At 63.2% G+C, this 10566-nt stretch carries 8 protein-coding genes and 1 pseudogene; 6 read left to right on the top strand and 3 right to left on the bottom strand.

Annotated features, from left to right (window positions below):
• On the top strand, positions 1 to 264 hold a 264-nt coding region (locus tag DRB19_RS30855; RefSeq protein ID WP_210207548.1), incomplete at its 5' end, for a hypothetical protein.
• Positions 265 to 395: 131 nt separating this feature from the next.
• On the top strand, positions 396 to 1445 hold the full coding sequence (locus tag DRB19_RS27505; RefSeq protein ID WP_114189167.1) for a patatin-like phospholipase family protein: 1050 nt from the start codon (positions 396 to 398) through the stop codon (positions 1443 to 1445).
• A 212-nt stretch (positions 1446 to 1657) separates the two neighbouring features.
• Here the strand turns inward: DRB19_RS27505 and DRB19_RS27510 are convergent, their stop codons facing one another.
• From DRB19_RS27510 to DRB19_RS27520, 3 genes are all read right to left on the bottom strand, one after another.
• Complete coding sequence (locus DRB19_RS27510; RefSeq protein ID WP_245439867.1) at positions 1658 to 2686, bottom strand: Lnb N-terminal periplasmic domain-containing protein; 1029 nt, start codon at positions 2684 to 2686, stop codon at positions 1658 to 1660.
• 57 nt (positions 2687 to 2743) lie between these two features.
• The gene (locus DRB19_RS27515) at positions 2744 to 4141 is read right to left on the bottom strand and encodes a metal-dependent hydrolase family protein (RefSeq protein ID WP_114189168.1); all 1398 of its coding nucleotides are present in this window, start codon (positions 4139 to 4141) and stop codon (positions 2744 to 2746) included.
• A 564-nt stretch (positions 4142 to 4705) separates the two neighbouring features.
• Positions 4706 to 5089 carry a response regulator gene (locus DRB19_RS27520; protein ID WP_114189169.1) on the bottom strand — a complete coding sequence of 128 codons (384 nt, stop codon included), beginning with the start codon at positions 5087 to 5089 and terminating at the stop codon, positions 4706 to 4708.
• Between the two features lie 132 nt (positions 5090 to 5221).
• Between DRB19_RS27520 and DRB19_RS27525 the strand changes: the two are divergent.
• The 4 genes and pseudogenes from DRB19_RS27525 (at position 5222) to DRB19_RS27540 (ending at position 10343) form a co-directional block, all read left to right on the top strand.
• Positions 5222 to 6010, top strand: a pseudogene (locus DRB19_RS27525) (Crp/Fnr family transcriptional regulator).
• Between the two features lie 56 nt (positions 6011 to 6066).
• Positions 6067 to 8514 (top strand): PAS domain S-box protein, encoded by a 2448-nt coding sequence (locus DRB19_RS27530; RefSeq protein ID WP_114189170.1) that lies wholly within the window; start codon positions 6067 to 6069, stop codon positions 8512 to 8514.
• Positions 8515 to 8703: 189 nt separating this feature from the next.
• A complete protein-coding gene (locus DRB19_RS27535; RefSeq protein WP_114189171.1) occupies positions 8704 to 9072 on the top strand; it encodes a hypothetical protein in 369 nt (122 codons plus the stop codon).
• A 260-nt stretch (positions 9073 to 9332) separates the two neighbouring features.
• The gene (locus DRB19_RS27540; protein ID WP_114189172.1) at positions 9333 to 10343 is read left to right on the top strand and encodes a 2-dehydropantoate 2-reductase; all 1011 of its coding nucleotides are present in this window, start codon (positions 9333 to 9335) and stop codon (positions 10341 to 10343) included.
• Positions 10344 to 10566: the final 223 nt, after the last annotated feature.

Below are 10566 nucleotides of genomic sequence, written 5' to 3' on the forward strand. Positions count from 1 at the left end.
CTTATTGTGTCGAAGGATAAGCTTAACAATGAAGCTGCTGTGCTTGTAGGTAGCTGGGCAGATGCCTTTATGGGACCATGGCTAACGACCGCTTCTGGCACGTTCCGGACAGGGGGCGAACTTCAGCTTTGGATAAGAACATCGGACGTTGATGTCAGTGAACGAATTTCACTACCTGACCCATTTGAGACTTTCGGCATTTGCATCAACCGTGGCCCGACGGGATCACCAGCCCAGGGCAAATGCGATCAGGACATTGGTTAGACCCTAAACCGACTGATGTGTGGGCGAGGCTGCTCCGCTCAGGTCCTAGGCAGGTCATGGGAGGACAGCTTGTCCATTCTCCTGTACCTTGTTCCCGAATTCCCAAAGGTCCAGAACTGCGGGATCGTGCCATGCCTCTGACCACGTCACGCGCCCTGGCGCAGGCCGCCCCCGTGCTCGTTGACCTCGCCCTTCAGGGTGGTGGCTCCCATGGAGCCTTCGCCTGGGGCGTCCTAGATCGGCTGCTCGAGGAGCCTTGGCTTGGAATCGATGGGATCTCCGGCACCTCGGCCGGGGCGATGAACGCCGCCGTCCTGATTGACGGGTATGCCAAGGGCGGCCCCGACGGGGCCCGCGCCGCACTGGAGGGCTTCTGGGGCCGCGTTGCGCGCGCCGCGTTTCTCAGCCCTTTCCGCCGGGGGCCGCTCGACGTCCTGCTGGGCCGCTGGACCTTGGACAGCTCACCTGTCTTCATTGCCCTCGATCTCGCGGCGCGACTGGTCTCGCCCTACGACCTGAACCCCACAGGCGCCAACCCCTTGCGCGACATCCTCGATGAGAGCATCGACTTCTCCCGCCTCGCTCGGGCTCCGATCAAGCTGTTTGTCACGACCACGAACGTCCGCACCGGGCATGGCCGGATCTTCCGCAACGCTGACGTCACGCCGGACGCACTCTTGGCTTCGGCCTGTCTTCCGTTTCTCTTTCAAGCCGTGGAGATCGACGGTGAGGCATACTGGGACGGCGGCTATGCCGGAAACCCGACGATCACGCCACTGGTGCGCGAGTGTGCCTCGAATGATACCATCCTCGTGCAGATCAACCCGGTCGAGCGGGCCGGCATCCCGCGGACCGCACGCGAGATCACCAACCGTGTCAATGAGGTCTCGTTCAACGCCACCCTGCTGAAGGAACTGCGGATGATCGCCTTGCTGCGGCAGGTGGCGGACCCCGGCAACTGCGAGGGGGCGTTGTGGGCACAGATGCGAGTTCATCGGATTTCCAGCGCGGCCATGACCGAGCTAGGCTATTCTTCCAAGCTCAATGCCGAGTGGGATTTCCTGTGCTACCTCAGGGACGAAGGGCGCCGCTCAGCGGATGCCTTTCTGGAGGCGCATGCAGATGACCTTGGTGTCCGCTCGTCCCTCGATATCGATGCCGTTGTTGAAGGGAAGGGCTGATTTCTTAGGCCTCCTCGGACGGTTAGCCCGCTTCCCCCAGGCCTGGTGGATCAAATGTATCTGAGCATGGTGACGATCTTTGCGAGGCAAAGCGGATGACCTCCCCGGTGCGCTCCGTGGATATGGCCATCGTCTTGCAGCGCAGGGGTCCTTCCAAAGCCCCTGCAATCCCTCCCAAAGCGTTCTGTCCAACGTGTGGACAGCGGAACATATCAGCGGAGAGCCGTCGGCAGGGCCGCGCGGATGCGTTGCGAGAAATCGGGAGCGCCATCGGCCGCCTGCGCCGCCTCGTTGATCAGGGAGCGCCGCCGCAGCTCGTCGAACGGTAGCATCGTGTCCACCCGACCCGAGTGGTAGAGGTAGCTATCAATCAGTCCGTTGAGGAGATGCCGGATGTCGAACCGGCCCTCCCGACCGGCGGCGTTGGCGTAACGGATGATGTTGATCGTGCAGCTATTGCTGAGCAGATGGTACCACTCCGGGCGATCGGCGAGCTCGTTGATCCGGTCCAAGTAGACGAGCAGGAGCCGGCGCGCGTCCGCGGCCGAGGTGTTGAGGTGGTAGAGATACACCGTCTCATCGCGGTGGTTGGTGCGCACGCCGACGAGGTCGTGCTCATCCCCCACCACGTAGATCAGCTCAAATTGCTTGAAGAGCGAGGCGAGGGGGTTGAAGCCCTCGTCCACCTCCGGTCGCGTCTCGATGGAGATGCTCAGCGGCGGCGCGTTGTCGAAGATGAAGCTGAGGAAGGTGTGCCCGACCAGCCCCTCGCTCCAGTATGAGACGTAGAAATCGAGGCCGGTCAGATGGGACAGCAGCATCTCGCGCTCCTCGTAGCGCACCGTGAAGTCGTTCCGGCTGCGGTAATCGAAGTCGCGCACGCCCGTGAGGCGCACGCGGTCGCCGTCGATGAAGGCGCGCGGCATCACCGCGACCTCCGGCCGCCAGGGACGGTCATGAGATGGCGGGATGGTCGTCCACCACGCAACCACGCCGAGACACAGCCCGATTACGATCACGGGCATGCGCGGCTGACGCGACAGCCAGAGCGCCCAGACCGAGAAAGCTGCAAAGGCGGCTGCCAATCCCAGGCGCAGCCCAGCCCACGGTAGGTTCGAGTAGTAGATGGCCAGGGCACTCCACGTCATCAGCACCATCCAGAACAGGAACAGAATTCCCGCAATCAGGAAGCGGAAGGACCTGGACAGAAACGTACCGTGCGATCTCGGCTGGAGCTTCACCGTGGCACCTGCTTGTCAACTCCCGCTCAGTCCGAAGGTCTCCTTCGGACCGGGATCTCACTTGGGGAGCGCATTCTTGTAGATCCTGCCATCCTTCATGATGACCAGGAAGTTCCGGTCCGGATCGGCAACGAGGTCGAGGTTCTCCAGCGGGTTGCCGTCGACCAGCAGCAGGTCCGCCAACGCTCCTTCCTCGACGATGCCGAGCTTGCCCGGATAGGGATTGCGCAGGCCGGACAGTTGCAGCAATTCGGCATTTGTCGACGTCGCCATGACCAACGCCTCGGCCGGCGTGTACCAGCGGGTGAGGGTGGCCAGCATGGCGCCCTGCCGCTTCGCCAGGGCCTCGGAGAACAGGATGTCTGTGCCGAAAGCCGTCCTGATCCCGTATTTCCTCGCCAGAGCATAGATGCTGTCGGTGCCGGTGATCACCTGTGCCAACTTGGCTTGTTCCGCCGGACCCAGTCCGCTGGCGGCGTTCAGGTCGAGGAAGGGTTGCGTGCTCAGCCAGATGCCCTTCTCGGCCATCAGCCGCGCCGTGGGCTCATCCATCAGGTGCCCGTGCTCAATGCACCTCACACCGGCAGCAATCGACCGCTGAATGGACGCGGGCGTATAGGCATGGGTGCAGACGTAGGTGCCCCAGTTCTCGGCCGCCTCGACGGCGGCGCGCAACTCGGCCTCGGTAAAGGTCGAGACATCGAGCGGAGAGAACGGAGAGGCCACGCCGCCGCCGGCGGTGAGCTTGATCTGCGATGCGCCTTGCATGAGCTGCTCGCGCACCCGCAGGCGCACCTCGTCCGGGCTGTCGGCGATCATGCTTCCGCCAAGCTGCTCGACACGGGCGAGCATGCCGCCGATGGTCCTTGGCAGGTCGGAGAGCTGGCGAAAGTCGCCGTGACCGCTGGTGATCGTGATCACGGCGCCAGACGGATAGATACGCGGTCCCGGCAGCAGTCCCTCGTCGATGGCGCGCTTGAGATCGAAGGAGGGGCCACCCAGGTCACGGATGGTGGTGAACCCACGCATCAGCGTTGCCGTGGCCTCGACCCCGGCCAGCAGGTTGGAATAGCCGATCCCGCTGGACAGGAGCACCATGGGTGTCGGCCGCACCATCATCGCATGCCAGTGCATGTCGATCAGGCCGGGCATCAGCACGCGTCCCCCCGCGGCGATGACCTGGACATCGGGGTCGCTCCGGACATCGATAGGGGCTGTGGAGATGCGCTCGACGGCATTGCCCCTCACCAGCACATGGGAAGAGGCCGATAACGCCGCATTCCTGCCGTCGAAGATCCGGACGTTCTCGAAGAGGGTTGCCGCATCGGGAGCCCGGGAGGGCAGTCCACTCTGTGCCGTTGCCGTCGGATCATATCCGATCGACAGGATGCCAGCCACCATAAAGAACCGGAATAACGTGCGCTTCAGACTGTCGACAGTTATCATGCCGGACATTGCTTGGCGCTCCCGCTTGGGCTGTGCGGCAGGATATCATGACGGCAGCCCCCTGACGAATGCTCGCCGATTGCAGGCGCAACAGGTATGTCAAACTTCCGAGGAGAGCGTTGCCCGTAGAGTTTCCCAATCCGGACTATTTTTTGAGATCGGGGCTCACAATCATCCTTTAATTGTCAGTCCGTGCAAAGTGAGCTGACGGGTGACTCCGTTCGCGCAGCATGTCGTAGCGGGTTCGCCAGGGGTGCCTGACCTTTCAGAACCACGAGGTGTCCGGAAGGTCGGCTCCTGGCACGAAGCGGAACTGGACCGCGCTTCCGCAATGAAGCAGTCAGGAGACCTTCGTGCGGCCACAGTCAAAGGGCGCTCGTGACCCCCAACGGACATTGCAGACATTGATGCTGGGGACACCTTCGTTTGATCTAGCCGGTGCCTCGTCCAACAACGATAGAGGCCAGAGCCTTCCTCCCTGGCTCGAAGCGAGGCTCAGACCTTAGAGGAGCCGTTAGGCAGGAATGCCGCTGTTTCAACTGTCCAAGCCGCGTGATCTGTGGGCCGGGGGCATCATCGATAGCGCATGATGATAGACAGAGCTTGCGCCAGAGCCTCGGGGGCGAACGGCTTCTCCCAGCGGAGGACTTGCTGGTATTGCGCCGGAATAGCGGCCTGGTTGTAGCCAGTGGCGAACAGGAACGGCACACCCTGCTCGATCAAGGTGTCCGCGACAGGAAAGACCGACTCGCCTTGCAGGTTGATGTCGAGCACGGCCAAGTCAATCCGTTCCCCGGTCGAGAGAAGGTCGAAGGCCTCCTCACGGGTCGCCACAGGTCCGAGCACCTCCGCCCCGAGCTGGGTGAGGGCTCGGCCGAGATCATCGGCCAGGAAGTATTCGTCCTCTACGATCAGAACACGGCGTCCGGTCAGGCTCGGTTGAGGATGGGTGCTCATCGTAAGCCCTCCTTGCCCGATGGGCATCTGAGATGTGAGGGAGACGAACAGAGTGCACAAAGACTCTAGCACAGGTTGGCCTATTTGGATGGTGAGGTGGTAGAATGTCGGGCGGCACACCAGGAGGGCACCATGGCCCACCCTCTCATTCGCAAGCTGGAGCAGTTCACCAGGCTCTCGGCCGACGACCAGCGCCTGCTGGAGCGCGTGTCCTGCGAGCATGTGCGGCGGCTCGGGCCGCGGGCGGACATCGTGCGCGAAGGCGATGAGCCTGGAAAGATCCACCTCATCCTCTCGGGCTGGGCCTGCCGCTCCAAGCAGCTCGAGGACGGGCGAGGGGCGATCCTTGCCTTTCTGCTGCCCGGCGACCTGTGCGACCTGGACAGCTTTCTTCTGGGCGCGATGGACCACTCGGTGGGCGCGCTGACGGCGGTGAGCGTGGCCGGGATCCCGCAGTCGCTGTTCGAGGATCTCATGCTCCACCACGCCCGCATTGCCCAAGCTCTATAGAGTTCAGCGCTCATCGATGCGGCCATCCAGCGCGAATGGACCCTCAATCTCAGCCAGCGCACCGCCTATGAGCGCCTGTGCCACCTCCTGTGCGAACTGTTCCTCCGTCTTCGGACCGTGGGCCTGACGCAGGGATCAAGCTGCGAGCTGCCGATCACCCAGACCAAACTGGCCGAGGCTACCGGCCTCACCCTGGTGCATCTCAACCGCATGCTCCAGGAGCTGCGGGCGGCCAACCTCGTCGTGCTCAAGAGCAAGACCCTGACCATCCCGAACCTAGAGGCGCTCATGAGCGCAGCCCTGTTCAACCCCGCCTACCTGCATCTCAACCAGGCTGGGGAAGTCCCGGATACCGCTGCGGCCGTGCCCCTTCCGGCCTTGGATGAGCGATCCGATGGCCTGCAGCTATAGGGCGAGTTCCATGTGTCGTGAGCGGCTCCTGATCCCGGCATTTCAAGGAGGTCAGCATGACCACCGCTGACACCCTCAACAGGTCCATGGCCGGCATCGATGACGTCGTCATCCCGGCGGAGCTGGCCCGCCGTCCCTCTCGCGCGCCTGATTACCACGCGGAGAGCAGGGCTCTCGGGCTCTTGGCGCAGGAGATTGTCGCCAATCCAAGCGGTGTGCTTCAGACATGCGCCGAACTGGTGCTGGAACTGTGCCGCGCCGACTCGGCCGGGATCAGCCTGCTTGAGTCTGGCGGCGAGAACGGCGTGTTTCGCTGGCGTGCGGTGGTTGGCGCTCTCGCAGGCCATCTTGGCGGGAGCATCCCGCAGGAAGCCAGCTCGCAGGGGGTGGTTGTCGCCCGCGATCGCGTGCTCCTGTTCAGTGAGGCGGAGCAAGTTTTTCCGAACCTGAAAGGCACACAATCGCATGGTTACGAGACCTTGCTCGTCCCCTGGCATGATAATGGCGAGCCAGCCGGAGTGCTGTGGGCCATCAAGCACACGCCCGAGGGAGAGTTTGACGCCGAGGATGCCCGCCTGCTGCAAAGCCTTGCCCGCTTCGCCGCGGCAACCCACCGGGTGGTCGCCGCGCTGGATGAAGCCAGGACCGGGCGTGAGGAGCTGGAACAGCGAGTGGAGGATCGCACCCGCCCCCTTTCCGAAGCCTACGAGAGCGTGCGGGCCAGCGAGACGCGGTTTCGCACCGCACTGGAGATCGAGACGGTTGGCGTCATCTACCTCGACCCGGAGGGCCAGATCATCGATGCCAACGACGCCTTCCTGACGATGGGCGGCTATAGCCGTGACGACTTGGAGGCGGGACGCCTCACCTGGCAGGGGCTGACCCCGCCGGAATGGATGGAAGCCTCGGAGCGGGCCATTGCGGAGCTGAAGGCGACGGGGCGGACCACGCCGTACGAGAAGGAGTACTTCCGCAAGGATGGCTCGCGCTGGTGGGCGCTGTTCGCCGCCAAGAGGCTGCCCGATGACACGATCTTCGAGTTCGTGCTCGACCTCACCGCGCGCAAGCAGACTGAGGAGCGGTTGCAAGAGAGCGAGGAGCGGTTCCGCAGCCTGGTCGAGAGCTGGGCCCAGGCGGTGTGGGAGACCGATGCCGAAGGCGAGGTGAGCACCGACTCGCCGAGCTGGCGCGCCTACACTGGCCAGAGCCTGGAGGAATGGCTCGGCACCGGCTGGGCGAATGCAATCCACCCTGACGAGCGCGCCGCCGTGCAACGGCTATGGGGCGAGGCCGTGCGTGAGCGCCGCCCCCTCAGCATCGAGCACCGGCTGCGACGAGCGGCGGGTGGTTGGCGCTGGACCAACGTTCATGCTGCGCCGCTGCTTGGGCTTGATGGAACGGTGCGCAAGTGGGTCGGCATGAACATCGACATCACCGAGCGCAAGGAGGCGGAGGAGGCGCTGCGCGCCAGCGAGGAGCGGTTCCGGCAGTTCGGTGAGGCCTCTACGGACGTCCTCTGGATCAGGGATGCCAACACCCTGCAATGGGAATACCTCAGCCCGGCCTTCGAGACAGTCTACGGTGAGAGCCGGGAGCAGGCGCTTGCGGGCGATAATCTGCGGAACTGGACCGAGCAGATCATCCCGGAGGATCGCGATGATGCCCTGGACAGCATCAACCGAGTACGGGCGGGCGAACGCGTGACGTTCGAGTTCAGGATCACGCGGCCTGACGGGCAGATGCGCTGGATGCGCGACACCGACTTCCCGCTGCTCGGCGAGACCGGCCGCGTCCAGCGCATCGGCGGTATCGGGCAGGATATCACTGAACATAAGGAGGCCGAGGAGGCCCTGCAGGTCAGTGAAGAGCGCGCCAAACTGCTCTTGGGCGAGTTGCAGCACCGTGTGCGCAACACGCTCTCTGTGATCCGCTCGGTTACCCGGCGCACGGCCCAGACGAGCAAGTCAGTGGAAGACTACGCAATGCACTTGGATGGGCGGATCAACGCATTCGCCCGTGTGCAGACTGCTGTCGCTCGAGATCCAGGCGCGGGCCTGGATCTTGCCGACCTCGTGGCCGATGAGCTCCTCACCTACCTGGCGCACGAGGGCGAACAGGTGCGAATTGCGGGGCCTACGGTGCGGTTGAAACCCAAGGCCGCTGAGACCTTCGGACTCGCCGTCCACGAGTTGGCCACCAATGCTGTGAAACATGGGGCTCTCTCAGTCCCGCAGGGGCGCATACGGATCTCTTGGCGAGTGCAAAACGGCTCAGACCTGCCTTGGCTTGTCTTCGAGTGGAAAGAGAGTGGTACGCCGGAACGTGCGGCCAAGCGGAAGCGGCGGGGATTCGGGACCGATCTTTTGGAGCGAACCCTGACCTATGAGCTGAAGGCGAGGACAGTGCAAACATTCGAGCCAGATGGCCTGCGCTGCATGATCGAGCTGCCTATGACGGAGCGGATTGTAATGAGCGACTCTGCCAGCACACCTGAGGCAGACTGAGCGGAAGGTCTGCAATTGGCACTTCTCTGAAGTAAACCGAGTGTCAGCTCTGGCAGCGAATACTGGACGTTCCTGAAGAGCACAGGAACTACCGTGCCTGATCCCAAGCAGTCCTTAGCAGCTCCTGGGCGACATCGTTTGCGTACGGTGCATATGGCATCATGTGTGTCCCTCATTTTGGAGGCCAACATGCCGGAGACCAACGATACGGAATGGCCCCTTCACCTGGATGCGCTGGTCGCCGCACCGGCAAACCACCGCCTCCTCTTTGAAGATGGTGCCGTGCGGGTGCTGGAAGTTACCGTCGAGCCTGGCGAGCGTGAGAACCTTCATCACCACCGTTGGCCAAGCCTCATGGTCGTGCTGGCCCGGCCAAACTATCGAAACTTCGACGCAGACGGCAATGAGATCCCTCCATCGGGCGGGACGCCGGCCAGTCCTGCGCTGCCACGGGCTCTGCGCCTTCCCCCGCAGCGACTACACGCCATTGAGGTTGCGGCCGACGCGCCTCACGGCTTCCGGGGCATCCGGATCGAGTTCAAGACGCCCGAGCCTTAAGAACTTCTGGGTACCGGACTTTCGCCCTTATGAACCGAGCGAGGCACCGCCGAGTCGCCGCTTCAACTCTCATGTTGCCCACTCCAGGAGATGAAGTCGGAGACGCCCCGACAAACTTCGGTTGAATCTGGGGGCTTGGGTCTGTTCACGGAAGGAGCGGAACTATCCCCGCGAGAGTAAGCAGGGACAGGACTGCCTGGAGAATGTTAGCTTACGGGCGAAGTTGCCGGAACTCCGCGGGCGCAAGGGGACCAGATGCGATGCGAGTGGCCGTGGTCGGCGTTGGCGCCATTGGTGGTTGGATGGCCTACAAGATGGCCCTGGCTGGCTTCGAGGTAAGTGCCTTGGCCCGCGGCGCTACGCTCGCTGCTCTGCGCGAGCACGGGGTTCGCCTCAGGCGTGGCGATGAGGTCGGCTCCTGCCCAATCAAGGCCAGTGACAACGCCCTAGCGCTGGGGAAGCAGGATCTGGTTGTTCTCGCCGTCAAGGGGCCGGCGCTTGCGGCGGCAGCACAGGCTGCGTCTGCCTTGCTAGGCCCCGACACGATTGTCTTACCGGCTATGAACGGCGTGCCCTGGTGGTTCTTCGAGGGGCTGCCCGGCCCCTTCAGCGGGCGACGGCTTGCAACCATTGATCCCGCTGGGCAGATTGATGTCGCCCTGCCAGCCCACCATGTGATTGGCTGCGTTGTCCATGCGGCCTGCACGACGTCAGAGCCCGGGGTGATTGTTCAGCGCGCCGGCAACGGCCTGATCGTGGGTGAGCCCAAGGGGGCAGGCTCCGCACGCTTCGACCGCGTGACGGAAGTGCTGCGGCGCAGTGGCTTCGACGTTGAGGTCAGCCCGCGGATCCAGCAGGCGATCTGGTACAAGCTGTGGGGCAACATGACCATGAACCCCATCTCAGCCATCACCGGCGCAACGGCAGACCGGATCCTGGACGATCCGTTGGTGCAAGCCTTTATTCTTCAGGTGATGGCCGAAGCCTCTCAGATCGGAGACAAGATCGGCTGCCCCATTACGGAGAGCGGCGAGGACCGGAATGCAGTCACACGGAAGCTGGGTGCCTTCAAGACTTCGATGTTGCAGGATGTGGAGGCCGGGCGTCCCGTCGAGCTCGATGTCCTTCTGAGTGCTCCACGTGAGGTCGCTCAGTGGCTCGGAATTGAGACGCCTGCGATGGACAGCCTGCTGGGTCTCTCACGGCTCTTCGCCCGTAGCCGCGGCTTGTATCTGGAGTCGGGCGAAGACATCTCTGCCAGCCCGGCGTGATCGACTTGAACAACATCACATGATCTTCTGTAGCCGGAGCTACGGAATGCCGGAACAGTCGGCTTGTGGCACGGGGCTGACCTAAGCTGAATTTCTGCATTCGCGCGGTGAGCAAACTTTTACAAGGCTGCGCTTAAAGGCCATCGTTGACCCGTTTCAGACCTTCCCGGCGGCGTACATGCCACCCTTTAAGCCGGGCCAGGAGCGGGTCGGGCCTTATCGG

This window comes from Microvirga aerophila, from assembly GCF_003332305.1.
Classification (GTDB): domain Bacteria; phylum Pseudomonadota; class Alphaproteobacteria; order Rhizobiales; family Beijerinckiaceae; genus Microvirga; species Microvirga aerophila.

Coding starts and splice junctions, on each gene's coding strand:
- DRB19_RS27505 (WP_114189167.1), top strand. CDS start 396: ATGCCTCTGACCACGTCACGCGCCCTGGCGCAGGCCGCCCCCGTGCTC.
- DRB19_RS27515 (WP_114189168.1), bottom strand. CDS start 4,141: ATGTCCGGCATGATAACTGTCGACAGTCTGAAGCGCACGTTATTCCGG.
- DRB19_RS27530 (WP_114189170.1), top strand. CDS start 6,067: ATGACCACCGCTGACACCCTCAACAGGTCCATGGCCGGCATCGATGAC.
- DRB19_RS27535 (WP_114189171.1), top strand. CDS start 8,704: ATGCCGGAGACCAACGATACGGAATGGCCCCTTCACCTGGATGCGCTG.
- DRB19_RS27540 (WP_114189172.1), top strand. CDS start 9,333: ATGCGAGTGGCCGTGGTCGGCGTTGGCGCCATTGGTGGTTGGATGGCC.
- DRB19_RS27520 (WP_114189169.1), bottom strand. CDS start 5,089: ATGAGCACCCATCCTCAACCGAGCCTGACCGGACGCCGTGTTCTGATC.